The 20364-nt window shown below is 68.6% G+C and carries 15 protein-coding genes; 3 read left to right on the top strand and 12 right to left on the bottom strand.

What is annotated here, in order from left to right; all coding sequences use genetic code 11:
* Positions 1–66 precede the first annotated feature (66 nt).
* The 8 genes from GBZ48_RS21195 to GBZ48_RS21160 form a co-directional block, all read right to left on the bottom strand.
* Positions 67–1572 carry a CoA-acylating methylmalonate-semialdehyde dehydrogenase gene (locus tag GBZ48_RS21195; RefSeq protein WP_174472814.1) on the bottom strand — a complete coding sequence of 502 codons (1506 nt, stop codon included), beginning with the start codon at positions 1570–1572 and terminating at the stop codon, positions 67–69.
* An 8-nt stretch (positions 1573–1580) separates the two neighbouring features.
* A complete protein-coding gene (iolE, locus tag GBZ48_RS21190; protein ID WP_174472813.1) occupies positions 1581–2471 on the bottom strand; it encodes a myo-inosose-2 dehydratase in 891 nt (296 codons plus the stop codon).
* 55 nt (positions 2472–2526) lie between these two features.
* The gene (iolD, locus tag GBZ48_RS21185; protein WP_174472812.1) at positions 2527–4374 is read right to left on the bottom strand and encodes a 3D-(3,5/4)-trihydroxycyclohexane-1,2-dione acylhydrolase (decyclizing); all 1848 of its coding nucleotides are present in this window, start codon (positions 4372–4374) and stop codon (positions 2527–2529) included.
* Between the two features lie 59 nt (positions 4375–4433).
* Positions 4434–6374: a bifunctional 5-dehydro-2-deoxygluconokinase/5-dehydro-2-deoxyphosphogluconate aldolase gene (locus tag GBZ48_RS21180; protein WP_174472811.1), complete on the bottom strand. Its 1941-nt coding sequence runs from the start codon at positions 6372–6374 to the stop codon at positions 4434–4436.
* A gap of 86 nt (positions 6375–6460) precedes the next feature.
* The gene (locus GBZ48_RS21175; RefSeq protein WP_174472810.1) at positions 6461–7471 is read right to left on the bottom strand and encodes a Gfo/Idh/MocA family protein; all 1011 of its coding nucleotides are present in this window, start codon (positions 7469–7471) and stop codon (positions 6461–6463) included.
* Between the two features lie 330 nt (positions 7472–7801).
* Positions 7802–8842: a LacI family DNA-binding transcriptional regulator gene (locus GBZ48_RS21170; protein WP_174472809.1), complete on the bottom strand. Its 1041-nt coding sequence runs from the start codon at positions 8840–8842 to the stop codon at positions 7802–7804.
* Positions 8843–8945: 103 nt separating this feature from the next.
* Entirely contained in the window at positions 8946–10538 is a 1593-nt protein-coding gene (locus tag GBZ48_RS21165; protein ID WP_174472808.1) for a DHA2 family efflux MFS transporter permease subunit, read from the bottom strand.
* Positions 10535–11677: an HlyD family secretion protein gene (locus GBZ48_RS21160; protein ID WP_209798378.1), complete on the bottom strand. Its 1143-nt coding sequence runs from the start codon at positions 11675–11677 to the stop codon at positions 10535–10537. Before GBZ48_RS21160 ends, GBZ48_RS21165 begins: the two co-directional genes overlap by 4 nt.
* A 433-nt stretch (positions 11678–12110) precedes the next feature.
* Here GBZ48_RS21160 and GBZ48_RS21155 point away from each other — a divergent pair, with 433 nt between their 5' ends.
* Positions 12111–12647 carry a GAF domain-containing protein gene (locus tag GBZ48_RS21155; RefSeq protein ID WP_174472806.1) on the top strand — a complete coding sequence of 179 codons (537 nt, stop codon included), beginning with the start codon at positions 12111–12113 and terminating at the stop codon, positions 12645–12647.
* 144 nt (positions 12648–12791) lie between these two features.
* Positions 12792–14609, top strand: coding sequence for a sensor domain-containing phosphodiesterase (locus tag GBZ48_RS21150; protein WP_246307357.1), 1818 nt, complete (start codon positions 12792–12794; stop codon positions 14607–14609).
* A gap of 1 nt (position 14610) precedes the next feature.
* Here GBZ48_RS21150 and hglS read toward each other — a convergent pair whose 3' ends face one another.
* Together hglS and GBZ48_RS21140 are read right to left on the bottom strand one after the other, a co-directional pair.
* A complete protein-coding gene (gene hglS / locus GBZ48_RS21145) occupies positions 14611–16014 on the bottom strand; it encodes a 2-oxoadipate dioxygenase/decarboxylase HglS (RefSeq protein WP_174472804.1) in 1404 nt (467 codons plus the stop codon).
* A gap of 103 nt (positions 16015–16117) precedes the next feature.
* Positions 16118–17041: a LysR family transcriptional regulator gene (locus tag GBZ48_RS21140; protein ID WP_174472803.1), complete on the bottom strand. Its 924-nt coding sequence runs from the start codon at positions 17039–17041 to the stop codon at positions 16118–16120.
* Positions 17042–17178: 137 nt separating this feature from the next.
* Between GBZ48_RS21140 and GBZ48_RS21135 the strand changes: the two genes are divergently transcribed.
* Positions 17179–18474 carry an NAD(P)/FAD-dependent oxidoreductase gene (locus GBZ48_RS21135; protein ID WP_174472802.1) on the top strand — a complete coding sequence of 432 codons (1296 nt, stop codon included), beginning with the start codon at positions 17179–17181 and terminating at the stop codon, positions 18472–18474.
* Between the two features lie 45 nt (positions 18475–18519).
* Here GBZ48_RS21135 and GBZ48_RS21130 read toward each other — a convergent pair whose 3' ends face one another.
* The gene (locus GBZ48_RS21130) at positions 18520–19221 is read right to left on the bottom strand and encodes a CBS domain-containing protein (protein WP_174472801.1); all 702 of its coding nucleotides are present in this window, start codon (positions 19219–19221) and stop codon (positions 18520–18522) included.
* Between the two features lie 236 nt (positions 19222–19457).
* Positions 19458–20321 (bottom strand): cell wall hydrolase, encoded by an 864-nt coding sequence (locus tag GBZ48_RS21125; RefSeq protein ID WP_174472800.1) that lies wholly within the window; start codon positions 20319–20321, stop codon positions 19458–19460.
* Positions 20322–20364 lie beyond the last annotated feature (43 nt).

Here is a 20364-nt window from a genome sequence, read left to right as displayed (position 1 = left end):
GTCTCCGCCCCCTGGCGAAGCCGTGTTGGAATCAGGCGCGGACAATGAAGGATCATACGTTCCCGCTCACTTCATCGTCGGCATCACGAAGTCGGCGCCGGACCGGATGCCGGTCGGCCAGCGGCTGGTGATGGTCTTCAGCCGGGTGTAGAAGCGCACGCCCTCCGGCCCATGCATGTGATGGTCGCCGAACAGGGAACGCTTCCAGCCGCCGAAGCTGTGGAAGGCCATCGGCACCGGGATCGGCACATTGACGCCGACCATGCCGACCTCGATCTCCGCACCGAAGGCGCGCGCGGTGTCGCCATCGCGGGTGAAGATGGCGGTGCCGTTGCCGAACTCGTGCGCGTTGATCAGATCGACCGCCGTGCGGTAGTCGGGAACGCGGACCACCGCCAGCACCGGGCCGAAAATCTCCTCCCTGTAGATCCGCATCTCCGGCGTGACGTGGTCGAACAGCGTGCCGCCGAGGAAATAGCCGTCGCCGCACTCCGGATCGGCGATCTCGACCCGACGGCCGTCGACCACCAGCTTGGCACCCTCCTCGATGCCGAGGTCGATGTAACCGCGCACCTTGTCGCGGTGCTGGCGGGTGACCAGCGGCCCCATCTCCGCCGAGGGGTCGGTGCCGGGACCGATCTTCAGGGCGCGAACCCGCTCGGCCAGCCGTTCGACCAGCGCGTCGGCCACCGCCTCCGTCACCGGCACGGCGACCGAGATCGCCATGCAGCGCTCGCCGGCCGAGCCGTAGGCCGCCCCCATCAGCGCGTCCACCGCCTGATCGAGGTCGGCGTCGGGCATGATGACCATGTGGTTCTTGGCCCCGCCCAGCGCCTGCACCCGCTTGCCGTTGGCCGCACCGGTGGCATAGATGTACTGGGCGATGGGGGTCGAGCCGACAAAGCTGACCGCCTTTACGTCGGGATGGCTCAGCAGCGCATCGACCGCCACCTTGTCGCCATGGACGACGTTGAAGACGCCGTCGGGCAGGCCGGCCTGGGTCAGCAGGTCCGCCATGAACAGGGCCGCACTCGGCACCCGTTCCGACGGCTTCAGGATGAAGCAGTTGCCGCAGGCGAGGGCCACCGGGAACATCCACAACGGCACCATGGCCGGGAAGTTGAACGGCGTGATGCCGGCGACGACGCCCAGCGGCTGGCGCAGCGAATGGCTGTCGACGCGGGTGCCGACATTCTCCGCCACCTCGCCCTTCAGCAGATGCGGCCCGCCGCAGGCGAACTCCACCACCTCCAGCCCGCGCGTCACCTCGCCCAGCGCGTCGGAATGGACCTTGCCATGTTCGGCGGTGATCAGGCTGGCGAGCCGGTCGGCGTTCTGCTCCAGCAGCTGCTTGAAGGCGAACATCACCCGGGCGCGGCGCAGCGGGGTGGCGGCCGACCATGCCGGGAAGGCGGCCCGGGCGGCGGCAACGGCACGGTCGACCTCCGCCGCGGTCGCCAGCGGCACCTTGGCGCTGTTGCGGCCGGTCGCCGGGTTGTAGACGTCGCCGAGGCGGCCGCTGGTGCCGTCGACCGGGGCGCCGTTGATGAAATGCGAAACGATATTGGTCATTTGGATGCTCACAGGCCGTATTCTGCGACGAGCGCGCTCAGATGCTGGCGGCCCTTGGTGACGTAGGTCAGGGGATGGGCCTTGGCGGGGTCCTGCTCCGCCTCGATCACTAGCCACCGGCCGCGATAGTCCGCGTCCTTCAGCGCCTTCACCACGGCGGGGAAATCGACGCAGCCGTCGCCCGGCACGGTGAACACCCCGTCGATGACGGCGTCGAGGAAGCTGCTGTCGGTCGCCCTGGCCCGCTTCAGCACGTCGGCGCGCACGTCCTTGCAATGGACGTGGTTGATGCGGCGGCCCCATTTGGCGATCAGGTCCAGCGGGTTGCCGCCGGCGAAGGTCAGGTGGCCGGTGTCGAGCAGGATGCCGACGCTGTCGCCGGTGACTTCGGCGAAGCGGTCGATCTCGTCGGGCGTCTCCACCACCGTGCCCATGTGGTAGTGGTAGGCGAGCGGCGTGCCCTGGTCGCGCAAATAGTCGCCGAACTCCACCATGCGGCGGCCGAACTCCGCCCACTGGCCGGACTCCAGCGTCGGGCGCTGGGAGAGCGGCGTGCCGCGGGAACCATGGACGCAGCCGGTCGTCTCGGCCACCACCATCACCGGGCAGCCCATCGCCTTCAGCAGCTGCAGGTGCGGCTGCACCGCCTCGATCTCCTCGGCGACGCTGCGCTCCAGCAGGCCGGCGCTGTACCAGCCGGACACCAGAGACAGGCCGTAACCGTCGAGGATCGGGCGCAGCACGGCGGCATCGCGCGGGAATTTGTTGCCAAGCTCGAAGCCCTGGAAACCGGCCTCGCGCCCTTCGGCAAGGCACTGCTCCAGCGGCGTCGCCCCGCCCAGCTCAAGCATATCGTCGTTGCTCCAGGCGATCGGGTTGACGCCGAGACGAACGGTCATGATCGGATGCTCCCAAGACGGAAGAAGATGGTGGAATTGGGGAGGAGGGGCGCGGTCAGCGGCGCTGGCGGGCCTTGTGGGCGACGTAGCGTTCACGGGCCGCCGCGACCTCCGGACGGGTCGAGAGTTCCGGCACCGGCACGTCCCACCACGCCCCGCCCTCTTTGGTCGAGGGCAGCGGGTCGGTGTCGATGACGATGGCATAGGTGACGGGGGACGCCTTGGCGCGTTCCAGCGCCTGTTCCAACTGGGCAATGCCCGTCACCGTCTCGGTCACCGCACCCAGCGCGCGCAGATGGCCGGCGAAGTCGATGTCGGGCAGGGTCTCCGTCTCGTAATGGGTGTCGCGCAGCAAATTGTTGAAGGGCGCGCCGCCGCAGGCGTTCTGCAGCCGGTTGATGCAGCCGTAGCCGCGATTGTCGAGCAGGACGACGATCAGCTTGCGCTTCATCGCCACCGACACGGCCAGCTCGGAATTCAGCATCATGTAGCTGCCGTCGCCGACCATGACGAAGGTCTCGCGGTCCGGGCAGGCCATCTTGACGCCCAGCCCGCCGGCGATCTCGTAGCCCATGCAGGAGAAGCCGTATTCCAGATGGTAGCCGCCGGGCCGGCCGCTGCGCCACAGCTTGTGCAGCTCGCCCGGCAGGCCGCCGGCGGCGCAGACGATGGTGCCGTCACTGCCGGCGGCGCGGTTGACCGCCCCCAGCACCTGGGCGTCGGTCGGCAGGTCGAGCCCGGCATCGGCGGTCACCCGGTCGACGATGCGGGTCCAGACGGCGGTGCGCTCCTGCGCCAAAGACTGCCAGGGCAGCGGCGCCGACCAGTCGCCGAGCCCGGCATCGAGGGCCGCCAGCCCGCGCGCCGCGTCGGCAACCAGCGGCAGGGCGTCGCCCTTCACCGCATCGAAGGCGGCGACGTTCAGCCCGGCGAGACGGGCGCCGCGGTTGGCGAAGACCGTCCAGGAGGCGGTGGTGAAGTCGGCGAGCCGGGTGCCGACCGCCAGCACCAGATCGGCCTCCGCCGCCAGTTCGTTGGCGGCGCTGGAGCCGGTGACGCCGATGGCGCCGACGTTGCAGGGATGGTCCCAGACCAGGGCGCCCTTGCCGGCCTGGGTTTCCGCCACCGGGATGCCGCGGCGCTTGGCGAAATCGGCCAGCGCATCGCAGGCGCCGCTGTAGAACACGCCGCCGCCGGCAACGATCAACGGCTTCTTCGCGTTTCGCAGGGCCGCCGTCACCGCGGCCAGCTCGTCGCGGTCGGGCTCCGGCCGGCGGGTGCGGCGGACGGTCCGCTCGAAGAAAGTGACCGGGAAGTCATGGGCTTCCGCCTGCACGTCCTGCGGCAGGCAGAGCGTCACCGGCCCGCACTCCACCGGGTCGGTCAGCACCTGGATGGCGCGGCGCAGGCTGGGCATCAGCTGTTCGGCTCGGGTGATGCGGTCCCAGAAGCGCGACACCGGGCGGAAGCAGTCGTTGGCGCTGACAGTGGCGTCCTCGAAGCGCTCCACCTGCTGCAACACCGGGTCGGGAGCGCGGGTGGCGAAGACGTCGCCCGGCAGCAGCAGCACCGGCAGGCGGTTGACATAGGCCAGCGCCGCCGCCGTCACCATGTTGACCGCACCCGGCCCGATGGAGGTGGTGCAGGCCATCATGCGTCGCCGCGCTTGCGCCTTGGCATAGGCGATGGCGGCGTGCGCCATCCCCTGCTCGTTGTGGGCACGGTAGGTCGGCAGCCGGTCACGGGCGGCATGCAGCGCCTCGCCCATGCCCGCCACATTGCCGTGGCCGAAGATCGCCCAGACACCGGCGAACAGCGGCAGTTCCTGGCCGTCGATCTCGACATACTGGGCGCTGAGATAACGGACGACGGCCTGGGCGACGGTGAGGCGCACGCTGTCCATGATGGCTTCTCCCTACTGGGCCAGTCCGGCCCCTCTTGTTCTTGATGATGGCTTGAAGATCAGGCGGGGCTGCGGCCGTGGCGGCTGCGCTGTTCCTGCCAGAAGGCGATCAGCCGGCCATAGGCGGCCTCCATCGCCGCGACCGCCGCCGCATCGTCGATGCTGCCGGCGAGCCACGCCTCGGCGGCGGTGCCGAACAGGGTGCGGCCGACGGCGAAGCCCTTGCAGACCGGCTGGCGGGCGGCCAGCGCCAGCCCGGCCTTCAGCTCCTCCTCCGGCGCGTCGAGGCCGAGGATCAGCACGCCGCGGCACAGCGGGTCATGCCGGTCGATGGTGCCGGCAATGTTGTTCCAGGCCCCCTGGCTGGCCGGCGAGGGCAGCTTCCACCAGTCGGGATGGATGCCGAGCCCATAGAAGCGCTCCAGCGCGCGGGAAATCGTGTCGTCGCCGGTCGGCATGCCGCGCGGCGGGATGATCTCCAGCAGAAGCTCGTGGCCGGTGGCGCGGCAGGCGGCGAACAGGGTCTGGATCCGCTGCTCCTGCTCGGTGCGCAGCGCTTCCTCGTCGTCCGGGTGGTAGAAGGCGAGGCACTTCACCACATGCTCGGCCGGCCATTCGCGGATGGTCACGGCGACATCGGGTCCGCCCTCGAAACGCAGCGGACGCGACCCCGGCAGTTCCACCGGGCGGCCGATCCAGGCGCCGGTGCCGGTCAGCGCGTCCAGCGCGTCCTGGCCATGAATGCCGTCCAGCAGCATGCCGAAGCCGTCGCGGCCGTCGCAGGCCCGCCGTGCTGCCTGCAGGGCCAGCAGCTTGAAATCGGAGATCCGCGCCCGGTCGGCGCCCAGCCGTGTCGCCATCGCCTCCAGCTGGGCACGGTGGTCGATGGCGAAGGCCATCACTTCCGGCCAGTCGCGGCGGCGGGTGGTCGCCCAGTGGATGTGCGAAAGGCGGGCATCCTCGCGCAGCCGCGGCGTCGGGCTGCCGTTTTCGAGGAAACAGGACAGCTCCGTCCAGGTCGGGATGGCGGGCGCGCAGCCGTGGCGCGACACCGCGAAGGCGCCACAGGCGTTGGCGAAGGCGCAACACTCCTCCAGCGGATGGTCGCGCAGCCAGCCTCGCAGGAAGCCCGACATGAAGGCGTCGCCCGCCCCCAGCACATTGTAGACCTCGACCGGGAAGCCGGGACCGCGGATGCCCTGTTCCAGGCTGTCGGGAATGGCACCGGGGAACACGACGCAGCCCATCGGGCCGCGCTTGCAGACCAGCGTCGCGCCGGTCAGCGCGCGGACCCGGCGCAGCGCCGCCAGCGTGTCGGTGCTGCCGCCGGCGATGTGGAACTCCTCTTCCGTGCCGACGATCAGGTCGCAGCCGGGCAGGATGGTCTGCAACAGGGCGGTGACGCCGCCGTCGGCGACGAAGCGCTCCTCCCCCAGCCCGTGACCGGTCAGCTTCCACAGCACTGGGCGGTAATCGATGTCGAACACCACTTTGGTGCCGCTCGCCCGAGCCAGCCGCATCGCCTTGCGCATGGCGGCTTCGGTGGTGGGGGTGGAGAAATGGGTGCCGCTGACCACCACGGCCCTGGCCGAGGCGATGAAGTCTTCCCGGACATCCTCCTCGCAGATCGCCATGTCGGCGCAGTTCTCGCGGTAGAAAATCAGCGGGAAGGTCTTCCTGTCGCGGATGCCCAGGATGACCAGGGCCGTCAGCCGTTCCGGATCGGTGATGACGCAGCCGGTGTCGACGCCTTCGCGGACCAGCTGTTCCCGGATGAAACGCCCCATATGCTCGTCGCCGACGCGGGTCAGCAAGGCGGAGCGCAGGCCGAGGCGCGATGTCCCGACCGCGATGTTGGTTGGGCAGCCGCCGACATATTTGGCGAAGCTCTGCATGTCCTCCAGCCGGCCACCGACCTGTTCGCCATAGAGGTCGACGGAGGAGCGGCCGATGGAAATGACGTCGAGTTCGCGCTCAGTTTGACCGCGTTGAGTTGGCATGGGTCTGCTCCGCTGTAATCCGGTCGTCGGATTGGCGATGGCAATGGATACGGACCGGCGGAACCGTGTCGCCGGTCAGGTGGCCGTCAGCTGTAGAGCGCCGGACGGCTGGGCAACGTGATGGCGACGGCCTCGCCCTCGCGTTCCTGCGCGGTGACGCAGGCGTCCGAGGTGATGGCGGCGACATAGCCGTCCCAGCAGGTCGGGCCGGTGGCTGTGCCCTGGGCGGCGGCCTTCAGGAAGTCCTGAAGCTCCACGTCGTAGGAGGCGATGAAACGATCCTTCCAATCGGTCAGGATCGGGTTCTGCAGGCTGGCGTTCAGGCGCATCTGCACCGCCATCGGCTCCGGCAGGCGGGCGATGCCGTCCTCGCCCACCACCTCGCACTGGATGTCGTAGCCATAGTGGCAGTTCACGAAGATCTCGACGTCGATGACGACGCCCTTCGCCGTCTCCAGCAGCACGACCTGCGGGTCGCGCAGCTTGCCGTGGCTGCGGGCGGCGCGGCGCGGGAAGATCACGCGGGCGGAAACGTAATCGTCGTCCAGCAGCCAGCGGAACACGTCGATCTCGTGGATCAGCGTGTCGTGGATCGCCATCGGCGTGAGGTAATGCTGGGGCACCGTCGGGTTGCGGTGGGCGGCGTGGACCATGATCGGCGCGCCGGTGCGGCTGGTCACCGCCTCCTTCAGCGCGATGTAGCCGGCATCGTAGCGGCGCATGAAGCCGACCTGGACCAGACGCCTGCCGTGCGCCACCTCGGCATCGACGATGCGCCTGGCGCCGTCGGCGGTGGTTGCGAGCGGCTTTTCGCAGAAGCAGGGCTTCCCGGCGGCGATGGCGGCCAGCACATACTGCTCGTGGCTGGCGCCCCAGGAGGTGACAAGAACCGCATCGACCAGCGGCGAGGCGATCAATTCCTCGCCGGTCTGGAAGATCTCGGCATCGGGAGCGATGTCGGCCCGCACCGCCTCGGCGGACTCGCGGTTGACATCGGTCAGGGCGACGATCTTGCCGCCGGCCAGCACCTGCTCGATGCGCCGGGCATGGTCGCGGCCGATGGCGCCGGTGCCGATGATGCCAATTCTGACGGTCATTGTTTTAAAGCCTCATGTCGTTCGGTGGGCGAGCGGGGCCACGCGCGCAGCCATGCGCGCCGCGCCCGGGCGGTTCACCGGGGTCGATTGCCGTTTTCGGTTTTTGGGGGCCGCCCGGTGTCGGGCCGCCGGAACGGCTCAGGGTTCCGAATCCGTCATCGCGCTTCCTCCCGGCCGTTTCTGCTCTTGGTTGGCAGGGGAAGCATTCACCATCGCGCACCGTCCGGTCAACGCGTCAGCCGGCTGGATCGCCGTCAAACATGAGAGAATTTGCAGCACGCCATGATGGTTTTCCATCATGGCGCCGGAAGGCCCCCTACGGGCTTGGCCCTACAGGCTTTCCGGCGTCCACAGCTGGGCGGGAAGGAAGCGCTGGCCGGGATTCTCCGCCATGCCGTGTTCGATGCTGTGGACCATCATCTCGATCAGGTCGGTGCAGAGCGCCGGCAGCGGCGTCGCCATCACCACCGAGACATGGCGGTCTAGCAGCCCCTGCCTCGACTCCGGCGTCAGTTCGTGGACGATGCAGGTCACCTCGTCCGGCCGGCGGACCTCGCGCAATGCTGCGATGGCGCCCTCCATGCCGCCGCCCGCGACGTAGATGCCGACCACGTCGTCGTGCCGGTCCAGCAGGCCGAGCGTCGCCTCGTAGGTCAACTGGCGCGTCTCGACGTTGACGATGCTGTCCGTCAGGGTGAACTCGGGCGCGAACTCGCGGAAATAGCTGCGGAATCCGGTCTCGCGCAGGGCGTGGCCGTGATAGCGGAAGGCGCCGATGAAGACGGCGATGCGCCCCGGCCCTCGCGCGATCTTCGACATCAGCCATGCCGCGGTGCGGCCGGCCTTCAGGTTGTTGGTGCCGATGTAGCCTTCCCGCACGCCCTGGGCGAAGTCGGACAGCAGCGAGAAGGTGGGAATGCCGGCGGCCTTCAGTTCGGCGACCGCGGCGGTGGCGTCGTGATGGTCGATGCCGGTCACCGCAACCGCCCTCACCTTCCCCTTCATGCCGCGGATCAGCTCGGCCAGTTCGGTCGGGGATGTCGACTGGACGAAGCGGATGGTGGCGCGCAGCCGGCGGTCGGGATGGCTGCGCACCACCTCCTCGATCCGCGCCGCGAACTCCTGATAGAAGGCGTGGCGCTCCTTCTGCAAAATGAAGCCGAGGTGATAATCCGGCTGCTGCGCCAGGGTGCGCTGGCGGATGGCGTTGGCGCCGTGGAAGCCGATTTCGGTCGCCGCCTCGAAGATGCGGCGGGCGGTCTCCTCCCGCACGGGGTGCCGGCCGTTCAGCAGCCGGTCGATGGTGGCGACGCTGACGCCCGCCGCCTTGGCGAGGTCGGAAATCGTCGGGCGCTTCGTCGGGGGATTCATGGGCGATTCATGGGCGGACAGCTCATCCGGTCACGGGCGGGAACCGGCGCTGTCTATCACGAAGCATGAGGGAATGAGAGACCCTTGCACGGGCGCCTGACGGTCAGCGCTTCACGTTGCGCAGGATCAGGGCCAGCGGCACCGCCGAGACGGAGATCAGCATCAGCGCGAAGAACACGTCGATGTAGGACCAGTAGGCGGTCTGCATCTGTACCTGCTGGCCGATATAGGCCATGGCCCGCTCCCGCGCCCCCGCCCCGCCGCCGGCCATGGAGAAATAATTCGTCGCCTGCTCCACGGTCCGCTGATAGGCCGGGTTGGACGGCACGATATGCTCGGCCAGCCGGCTGTGGTGGAACTGCTCGCGGAAGGCCAGCACATTCTGGGCGATCGACACGCCGATGGAGCCGCCGACATTGCGCGCGACGTTGATGAGGGCCGACGCCTGATCGGTCTTGTCGCGCGGGATGCCGTCGTATGAGGCCGTGGTGATCGGGATGAAGATCAGCGGCAGGCCGATGCCGATATAGATGCGCGACCAGGCGAAGAACCAGAAGGTGGAGTCCGGGTTCAGCCGCGTCAGGTCCCACATCGCCAGCGCCACGATGGTGGCGCCGGTGGCGATCAGGTATTTCGGCTGGATGCGCCCGGCCAGCCTTCCGACGACCAGCATCATCACCATGGTCACCATGCCGCCCGGCGACAGGGCAAGGCCGGCCCAGGTGGCGGTGAAGCCGTAATATTGCTGGAGAAGCTCGGGCAGGAACTGCGTCGTCGCGATCAGGATGGCGCCGGTCGCCATCATCACCAGGAAGCAGGAGCCGAACTGCCGCGTCGCCACCATCCGCAGATCGAGGATCGGGTTCTCCCGCGTCATCTCCCACGGGATCATCAGGCAGAAGGACGCCACGCAGATGACGGCGAAGGCGATGATGAAACCCGACGCGAACCAGTCGTCGGTCTGGCCGCGGTCAAGCACCACCTCCAGCGAGCCCAGGAAAGTCGCCACCAGCAGGAAGCCGATCACATCCATGCGGATGCCCTGGCGTTTCAGCCGCTGGCGTTCCTCGATGGCGGATCTCGGTTCCTGCACCAGGAAGCTGACCAGCGCGAAGGCCATCACCCCGACCGGCCCGTTGATCAGGAAGCACCAGTGCCAGGACAGATTGTCGGACAGCCAACCGCCCAGCGTCGGCCCGACCACCGGCGCCACCACCACGGCGATGCCGAAGATGGCGAAGGCCTGCCCGCGCTTGGCCGGCGGAAAGCTGTCGGCCAGGATCGATTGCGAAATCGGCACCATGCCGCCGCCGGCGAAGCCCTGAAGCACCCGGAACAGCAGAAGCGATTCGAGATTCCAGGCGAAGCCGCAGGCCAGCGAGCTGACGGTGAACAGCCCCAGGCAGGCCAGATAGAAGCGCTTGCGGCCATAGCGCTTGGCGATGAAGCTGCTGGCCGTCAGCACGATGGCGTTCGCCACGAGGTAGGAGGTGACGACCCACGACGCCTCGTCGGCGCTGACCGCCAGCGTGCCGGAGATGTAGCGCAAGGCGACGTTGGCGATGGTGGTGTCCAGCACCTCCATGAAGGTGGCGATGGAGACCACCACGGCGATCAGCCACGGGTTGCGGCCGCCGGCGGCACTCTGCGAGGCATCGAAGCCTCCTGCGCCCGCGCCTTCCGCGGCGGCGCTCATCGCACCGTCACCCGCGGCACCACCGACATGCCGGGGCCGATGGAGACGCCGTCCGGCCATTGGTCGACGACGATCTTCACGGGAATGCGCTGCACCACCTTCACATAGTTGCCGGTGGCGTTCTCCGCCGGCAGCAGGGAAAAGGCGGTGCCGGAGCCCGGTTGCACGCTGTCGACATGGCCACTGACCTTGCGGCCGGGATAGGCGTCGATCCTGATATCCACCGGCTGGCCCGGCCGCATGTCGGTGATCTGGGTTTCCTTGAAGTTGGCGGTGACCCAGATGTCGTCGGGCACGAAGATGGCAAGGCTCTGGCCGGCCTGCGCGAACTGGCCGACCGCCCCGCTCAGCTGCACCACCCGGCCGGGCTGTGCCGCGGTGACGGCGGTGTAGGACAGGTTCAGCTGGGCCTGGGCCAGCTGCGCCTTCGCCCGCGCCAGATCGGCCACGGCGCTGGTCCGCTGGGCCTGGAGCGCCCCGACCTGCCGTTCGGCGGCGATCACCGCGGCGTTGGCGCTGGTCAGCTTGCCCTGCTGTTCCTGCAGGTTGGCGGTGGACTGCTGCGCCTGCTGCACCGTGCCGGCACCGCGGGATTGCAGGTCGCGGTAGCGCGCCGCATCCTCCTTGGCGAAGCCGACGGCGGCCTCGGCCTGCGAGACCTCCGCCTTGGCCTGCTCGATCTGGGCGCGCTGGGCATCGATCTGGGCGTCGTAGCCGGTGATTGCCGCCTGGGCGGACTCGATCTGCGCCTGCGCCTGATCCAGCGCCGTCTGGTAGTCGCGAGTGTCGATGCGGAACAGCAGGTCGCCGGCATTGACATGCCGGTTGTCGCTGACAGCCACCTCCGTCACATAGCCGCCCACCTTCGCCGCCACGGGAAACTGGCGGGTGTCGATGAAGGCATCGTCGGTCGATTCGTAGGGGTGGATGTTGCGCTGCCAGTAGATGTAGCCGGCCACCGCCAGCAGGGCGACCGCCACCAGCCCGGCGATGATCGCAATCGGGTGACGGCGGATGAAGCCCGGCTTCTTGCGATCCTCGCCCGCGGCCGGCTGTCCGCGCTCGCTGCGCCCGGCCTGGCTGTCCGCCTCCTGTCGGTTGAGATCGACGACGTCCCTGCGATGCTGGTCGTCCGGCATGGTATGACGCTCCTGACCGAAATGCCGGGCGATCAGCATGGGCCCGGTCGTTGTCGCACGGGGAGCGTCCCCGCTCCCCAGCGCGAAACACCGCAAACCCCTGTTGCGTTGCACCAGCCCGGCAGAAAGCCGGCGGACGCAGCCGCAGAACAGCCATGCCGCAGGTGGATGGTCGGGCCGGACGGCGCGGACTGCGGTAAAGATGGGCGGCCGGCGGTCCAACAGGCAATCATAATGTCAGCTATGACTATGCCTTCGGAAATAATATGGGAGCCAGCAGATCCAATTTCCGTCCCATGCGTAAAAGGAAGGAGTCCACGCTCAAGTCACGGCAACGATCATATTTACTGACCCGACGAATTATTTGTCTCTTGACAGAATTGCGCCATCGCCGGGCTGCCAGCCCTTCCAACACGACCGCGGAGCCGAGCCCATGACGCTTCTGAAGGAGACCATCGCCAGCGGGGCCGCCCCGCAGACCATAGGCCGCGGCGCCGTCCCGGTCGATGACGAGGCGGCGAGGCTGGAGGCGCTGCGCCGCACCGGGCTGCTGGACAGCGAGCCGGAGCCCGCCTTCGACGATCTGGTGTCATGGGCCTGCGACCATTTCCGCGTGCCCATCGCGCTGGTGTCGCTGCTGGACGCCAACCGGCAATGGTTCAAGGCGCGCCGCGGCTTGGCCGTCCAGGAAACGCCGCGCGACGTCGCCTTCTGCGACTTCACCATCCGCCAGAGCATGCCGATGGTGGTGGAGGACGCCGCCTGTGACCCGCGTTTCCGGGACAACCCGCTGGTGATCGGCGAACCGCACATCCGCTTCTATGCCGGCGCACCGATCATCAACCGGCAGGGATTGGCGCTCGGCTCCGTCTGCCTGATCGACACGGCGCCGCGCAGTTTCGGCCCGGTCGACCGCATGGTGCTGGCACAACTGACCGTAACGGCGCTGGTGGCGATTGAACGGCGATAGGACGGACGGCAGATGGCCTGGAGACCTACGATTGTTTCCATGCCGCATTGCACCATTGTCATTGGCTCTTTTATGGACTTGGCGGCAGGATCGGTGCCGGAATTGCCTGAAGACGAGAGTGCCGGGAGCAGGATGAAGACCGAGATGACGCCCGCGACGGCGAAGCCCCTGGCGCCGATCCCGGCCCGCGAAGAGGACCGGCTGGCGACGCTCCAGCGGTACGAGCTGCTCGACACACCGGCGGAGGCCGCCTTCGACCAGATCACGCGTCTGGCCGCCAAGCTGCTGAAGGTGCCGGTGGCGCTTATCTCGCTGGTCGACCGCGACCGCCAGTGGTTCAAGTCGCGGGTCGGGCTGCCGGTGCAGGAGACGCCGCGCGAACATGCCTTCTGCGCCCATGCGCTCGACTCCGACGCCCTGCTCGTGGTCGGCGACGCCCGGCAGGACGAGCGCTTCGCCGACAATCCGCTGGTGACCGGCGATCCCAACATCCGTTTCTATGCCGGCGCCCCGCTGCGCACGGCGGACGGGCTGGCGCTCGGCACCATCTGCGTGATCGACGACCAACCGCGCCCGGCATTGACGCCGGAGGAGGAGGAGGCGCTGCGCGACCTGTCGGCGATGACGATGGCGCATATCGAGGCGCGGCGCGCCGTCGGCTATCTGCATCCGGTCACCTCGCTGTCGAACCGCTTCCGCTTCCTGGCCGACGCCGATGCCCTGGCGGACGACCCCGCCACGGTGCCGGAAACGGCGGTGGTGATCGATGCGGCGGCGTCGCAGCAATATGCCGAGCTGACCCGGGTGCTGGGACAGGTCTGCGCCGACGCGTTCGAGATCGATTGCGCCCGCCGCATCGCCGCCTGCCTGCCGGACCACACCCGGCTTTACCACCTGTCGCCGGCCCGCTTCGCCTTCATCCTGCTGTCCGGTGGCGACGGCGATCTGGCTGACACGCTGGACCGCGTCAGTTCGGCGATCCGCAGCCCCTTCCAGTATCAGGGCGTGCCGATCGCCACCTCCGCCGGCATCGGTTTCGTGCACCGCTCGGACATTGCGGAGGAAAGTGTGGAACTGCTGCGGGCCGCCACCAGCGCCGCCCACCAGTCGCTGGAGACGCAGAAGCCGTGGTGCGCCTATGACGAGGAGCAGGACCGCGCCGCCCACCGCGCCTTCCTGCTGCTGCGCAGCCTGACCGAGGCGATGGACGGGCAGGACCAGCTGCACATGGCCTATCAGCCCAAGGTCGATCTGCGCACCGACCGCTGCATCGGGGCGGAGGCGCTGCTGCGCTGGACCCATCCGGAACTGGGGCCGATCTCGCCCGCCGAATTCGTGCCGCTGGCCGAACGCACGGCGCTGGTGCGCCCGCTGACCGAATGGGTGATCGGGGCGGTCCTGACCCAGGTGGCGCACTGGCACCGGCGCGGCATCGCCCTGCCGGTGTCGATCAACATCTCGATGCTGGATCTCGGCAGCGGCGACTTTGCCGACCGGGTCGAGGCCCTGCTGGACCGCCACGACGTACAGGCGGACTGGATCGATTTCGAGGTGACGGAAAGCGCCCTGATGACCGACCGGGCGGAGGTCGACCGCCAGCTTCGAAGCCTGCGCCGCCTGGGCATCGCGGTCGAGATCGACGATTTCGGCACCGGCCAGAGCGCCCTGTCCTATCTGAAGGACATCCCGGCGACGGCGGTGAAGATCGACCAGCGCTTCATCCGCTCCATCGCCGACGAGCGCAGCGACCAGATCATGGTCCGCTCGACCATCGACCTTGCCCATGACCTGGGATATCTGGTCATCGCCGAGGGGGTGGAGACGGATGAGGCCTATGACTGGCTGCGCCTGCATGGCTGTGACTTCGGCCAGGGCTACCTGATTTCCCGGCCGCTGGCGCCGGCGGCCTTCGAAGACTGGCTGGCGGCGGGAGCCTTCCGTCCCGCCGCCATGCCGGTCTGACCTACTTCGCCGCGAGGCAGGCGGCGATGGAGGCGCGTTCGATCTCCGCATAGAGGTCGAACGGGTTCAGCACCGCGGCACCCAGATCGGCTTCGAAGCGCTGCTGGTTCGGGCTGGCGGCGAAGTCCTGCTGCGCCTCGTCACCCAGGTTGGACTGGAAGATGCCGGCGGCGCTGACCGGCAGGAAATCCTCGTAGACGACGGGATCGAAGCGGACGGCGCCGCTCTCGATCAGCGTTTCCAGGTCGGCCCCCGGCGCCGGCGGGTTGCGGCGGCCGGCCTCGGTCAGGGAATAGCTGAAATAGCCGAGCCCCTCCCGGCGAATCCCGTCCCAGCTGTCGGGGAAGGGGGCGAACACCTCCTGGAGGGCCGCCATGTACTGCGCGGCGTTGGAACCGTCCGCCGCCGGAGCGACGAGGCGGCGGGAGTCCTGCAGCAGCGTGTCGTAGAGCGCCCGGCCCTTCGGGGTCAGGGCGATGCCACGCTGCTCGATCTCGCCGAATCGGGCGGTGTGGACGCCGGACCGCCAGCCGCCCCCATCACTGTCGCCATGCTGAAAATCGACCGGCTCGCTCAGCGCCTTGAAGGAGGTCTGGCGCAGCAGGATCGGGCAGCGGCGGGTCGGCGGGCCTTCGACCACCGCCTTCGGCGCGATCCCCTTTTCCGGCATCAGGCGCTGGACCGCATCGATGTCGAGCGTGCGCGGCGTCAGGTGGTTGATGTGCGGCCCCTTGAAGGACACCACGTCGGCGATCAGCCGGTGGGCGTCGTGCAGGCGGTTGTACAAGTCCAGCGGCACGTTGGCCCGGCTGTGCCAGCGGAAGGTCTCCAGCGCCTCGGCGACGAAGCGCCCGGCATCTTCCTCGTCCAGCCCGCCGTCGGCCTCGGCCTTTTCGATCAGGGCAAGGCAGCCGGGGGTGAAGATGCTGCGGGCGGCCAGCACCTGCTCCGCCTCCCGCCGCAAGCCTTCGTCGGCGATCAGGTCGAGCCGCAGCAGGGAGGTGAAGACGCGGAACGGGTTATGGCTCAGCGCCTCCCCGTCCACCGGGCGGAAGGCGGTGGAATGGACGGGGACGCCGGCCTCCGACAAATCGTAATAGCCGACCGGCTGCATGCCCATCACCGCGAACAGCCGGCGCATGGTTGACAGTTCATCCGCGGTGCCGAGGCGGATGGCGCCGTGGCGCTCCTCCGTGATGCGGGCAAGGCCACCGGCAGACTCCAGACGATGACGCTCCGCCGGGTCGGCGGCCAGCAGCGCCGCGTTCACCTCCTCCACCAGCTCGACGAGCGTCTGATAGGCCGGCACCTCCGTCCGATACATCTCCGACATGGCGATGGAGAACAGGGTGCGGATCGCATCGGGGCTGGTGGCATCGACTCTGGTGATCGTCTGGACACTCATTCCAAATCTCGCTCGCGTTGGCTGGCCGGACCTGCGCGGTCCTTCACATGGTCCAGCTATAGCAACGAAGCGGTGGGATGGATTGCGATTGTTTTTCCCGACTTCATGAGGAAAACTCATGACCTGTCGGTGCGCGGCAGTCCGCCGTCTCGGCCAGGATCCAGTCGCGGAAGGCGGCCAGCGGCGGGTAGCCCGCGCGCTCCGACGGCCAGACGACGTAATAGGCGTTCTCGCTCTCCATCGGCAGATCGAGCGCCGGCACCAGCTGGCCCGACCGCAATTCCTCCTCGATCAGGAACAGCGGCAGCAGCGCCACGCCCAGCCCGGCGATGGCGGCCTGGGACGCGGTGGCGAACTGGTCGAACAGCATGCCGTGCACGCCGTCGGCCGGCGTGCCGTGCAGGGTCAGCCAGCGCTCCCAGGCGTCGGGACGGCTGGTCAGGTGCAGCAGCGGGGCGAGGCGCAGGTCGGCGGGCTGGCGGAAATCGAAGCGGTCGCGCAGGCTGCGGCTGCAAGCGGGAATCACCGTCTCACGGCGCAGCAGCGCCATCTCCCCGCCCGGCCAGTCCGGCCGGCCGAAATGGATCGCGGCGTCCACCGGGTCCAGGCGGAAATCGAAGGGCGCCATCCGCGTCACCAGATTGATGGTGATGCCGGGATTGCCGGCCAGGAATTTCGGCAGGCGCGGCGCCAGCCAGCGCGTGCCGAAGGTCGGCAGGATGGCGATGCTGAGCGTGCCGCCATAGGGGTTGGCGCGCAGGTTCAAGGACGCGGTGCTGATGCGGCGCAGGGCGTCGCGCACCTCGCGCACGTAATACTCGCCGCCGGCGGTCAGGCGGATGGTCTGCCGTTCGCGGTGGAACAGCTCGACCTCCAGCAGATCCTCCAACGCCTTGATCTGGCGGCTGACCGCGCTCTGGGTCAGGGACAGCTCCTTGGCCGCCGCGGTGATGCTGCCGGTGCGCGCCGCCGCCTCGAAGGCGGACAGCAGGGCCAGGGAGGGAAGGAAACGGCGCGGGCTCTGCATCGGGGTCTCGGCGAATTTCATTCCGGAATGGAATGACTGATTGAGCAAAGATCACTTTGCAGAAGGGGGTAGGCAAGTCAATCTTTCGCACCGGGAATGACTGGCGCACAGAACAGACGCGAAAAGGACCTCAGGGGATGCTGAACGATCCGCGGTCGCACGGGCTTTGGGAACGCACCGCACCGGCGGCGCCGCCGACCGCGCCGCTGTCCGACAGCGTCCGCGCTGACGTGGTGATCGTCGGCGCCGGCTACACCGGCCTGTCAGCGGCGCTGCATCTGGCCGAAAGCGGCGTCAGCGCCGTGGTGGTGGAGGCGGTGGAGATCGGCTTCGGCGGCGCCGGACGCAATGTCGGGCTGGTCAATGCCGGCATGTGGGTGATGCCCGACCAGCTGGTCAGCACCCTGGGGCCGGTCTATGGCGAGCGTCTGATCGAACTGCTGGGCAACGCGCCGCGCGCCGTCTTCGACCTGATCACCAGGCACGGCATCGCCTGCGAGGACGAACGCAGCGGCACGCTCCATTGCGGCGTCGGCCCGGCGGGCCTGCGCGAGCTGGAACAGCGCGCGGATATCTGGCAGAAGCGCGGTGCGCCCGTCCGCCTGCTCGACGCGAAGGAAACGGCGGAGAAGGTCGGCACCACGGCCTACACCGGCTCGCTTCTGGATCTGCGCGCCGGCACCATCCAGCCACTGGCCTATGCCCGCGGTCTGGCGACGGCGGCCATCGCGGCGGGGGCCCGCATCTTCACCGGCAGCCCGGTGCAGTCGGCGACCCAAACCAGAATCGGGTGGGAGGTGAAGACGCCGAACGGATCGGTCACCGCCGACTGGGTGGTGGTCGCCACCGACGCCTACAGCATTGGCCCCTGGGTGCAGCTGCGCACCGAGCAGGTCCACCTGCCCTATTTCAATCTGGCGACGGAACCGCTGTCCGACGCCATGCAGAAGGCCATCCTGCCGGAACGCCAGGGGGTGTGGGACACCAGGTCGGTGCTGAGTTCCTACCGCTTCGACCGCCGGGGCCGGCTGGTGTTCGGCAGCGTCGGCGCGCTGCGCGGGACTGGAACCGCCGTCCACCGCGCCTGGGCGCAGCGCTCGCTGGCGGCCCTTTTCCCGCAGCTGGGTCCGGTGCGGTTCGAATCCGAATGGTACGGTCAGATCGGCATGACCAGGGACAACCTGCCGCGCTTCCACCGGCTGGACCGCAACGTCATCGGCTTCAGCGGCTACAACGGCCGCGGCATCGCCCCCGGAACGGTGCTCGGCCGCTGTCTGGCAGAGCACATCACCGGCAAGCTGCCGGAGGCGGAGATGCCGCTTCCCAGCACCGCACCCGACACGCTGTCGGCCCGGACGGTGCAGGAGGCCGTCTATGAGTATGGCGCGCAGGCAACCCATCTGGTCGGAGCGCGGCTGCCGGGGAAGATCTGACCGCGCGCCCTCCCCGGCCTGCCATTCAGGTTCCCGCCCTCTAAATCAGAGGCCCCAGGCACCGCTTTCGGCGGGGTCGACGACCTGGATGTTGTTCTCCACCGCCTTCACGCCGGGGACGCGCTCCGCCGCGACGCGCAGCGCGTCGCGCTGCGATCCGCTGCTGACGAAACCCCAGAGCTGGACGACGCCGTTGCGGACGACGATGGCGTCGTGCGAGCGCGAGTCCCACGACAGTTCCTTGACGGCGGCGGTCACCCGGTCCTTCAGGTCACGGTCGTCCGCCGCGGCGGACGGCGTTTCCGGCGAGACGCTGGCCAGCGCGCGCAGCAGGTTGGCTCGGCTGATGATGCCGACCAGGGCGCCCCGGCTCACCACCGGCACGCGCTTGATCCGCCGGGTCTCCATCACCCGCACGACCTCTTCGGGCGAGGCGTTCTCGTCCACCGTGGTGACGTGGGCGGTCATCACGTCAGCGACCTTGCGGGCATGGGACTTGATGAAATCCTCCGCCGGCAGGGTGCCGCCCGACACCAAACCGAGCCACCAGGAGCGGTGACGCTCCGTCCCCAGCTCCACCCGGCGCAGCAGGTCGCCTTCGCTGATGATCCCCACCACCTTGCCGGAGCCATCGACCACCGGCAGGCCGCTGATGTGGTTCTCAAGCATCGTCCGGGCGGCATCGGCGACGGTCGCGTCCGGACCGATGGTGATGACCCGCGGCGTCATCAGATCGATTGCTTTCATCGTTTCTCTCCCTTTGATGTCGTGGAACGGAGACAGCCTAGGAGGTCGACAGACGAGAGCGATTGATCTACAGCAATTCTGCGCCGGCCTTTCCGCATCATGAAAAATACAAGCCGGACCTCTGCAATTCCGGTCTGGTCCGGCGGGTCCGGTACTTGACAGAAAACATCGACTTAACCGGACCTTCCCGAAAATCCTCCCGAGCATTTCCGCCGGAGGCCGCCCATCCCGGCACTTTACTCCGCAATCTCCGCCACCAGGGTGGCGATGGTGCGCTCTGCCGGCGGCGTCGGCGCACGGTAGAAGGAATGGCCGCCGATGGAGGCGGTTTTCAGCCGCGCCTCCGCCCAGTCCGGCTTCTGACGGCGCAGCGCGGCCTGTGTCGGCGGGCTGTAGAACATCGAGGCACGGGCGGTCGGATCGGGCATGTCGTCGTCGTTCAGGTTCCAGGCCAGCCCGCGCGCGGTGCGCAGCGCCTCCTGGTCGGGGGCGAGGCGCGGCTTCGGCCAGGACGGCATGCCGCCCGCCCGGATCACCGCGGCCTGACGGCGGATCTCCGTCAGGATGCGCCGGTTCTCGACACGGGGATCGGCTGCCAGCGCCGCCTGTTCGGCCTTCGCCTGCCGGGCCGCCGTCTCCGCCTGCCTGCCCTTTGCCTTGACCGCCTTGGCCTTCTTCCGGTTGGCGGGCTCGACGGGCGCCGCCGCGAAGGGTTCGAACTGGCCGGTCGCGACGACGACCCGGCAGGGCAGCGACGGCTGATCGGCCGAGGCGGCGCGGTTGGCGACCACCCACATGACGGCCGCCATGGCGTCGGCCCCCTCCCCCCGCGCTTCGGCCCAGCCGGCCAGCGCGAGGCAGCGGCGCTCCCGTTCGGCCTGCCACGGGGTCAGCATGAAGACCGACGTGCCGATCATCACCGGCTGCTTGGCACCGCCCCGTTTCGGCACGCCGCCCTTCCCGTCGCCGACGAACCGCGCGCAGCCCTTGTCACCCGGCCGGCAAACGGCGTCGCCATCATCTGCACCGACGGCCTGCGCAGCCGCTGCGGTGGGAAGCAGGGCGGCTGCAAGCAGCAGGGTGGTGAGGAGGTTGCGCATCCCAGTCTCTCCGGTTCAGGAAGGGGGACTTCCTTCGACAGGA

Source organism: Azospirillum melinis, from assembly GCF_013340935.1.
Taxonomy (GTDB): Bacteria; Pseudomonadota; Alphaproteobacteria; order Azospirillales; family Azospirillaceae; genus Azospirillum; species Azospirillum melinis.
Note: the sequence above shows the minus strand (reverse complement) of the source record. Positions and strands in the feature narration are given on the sequence as shown.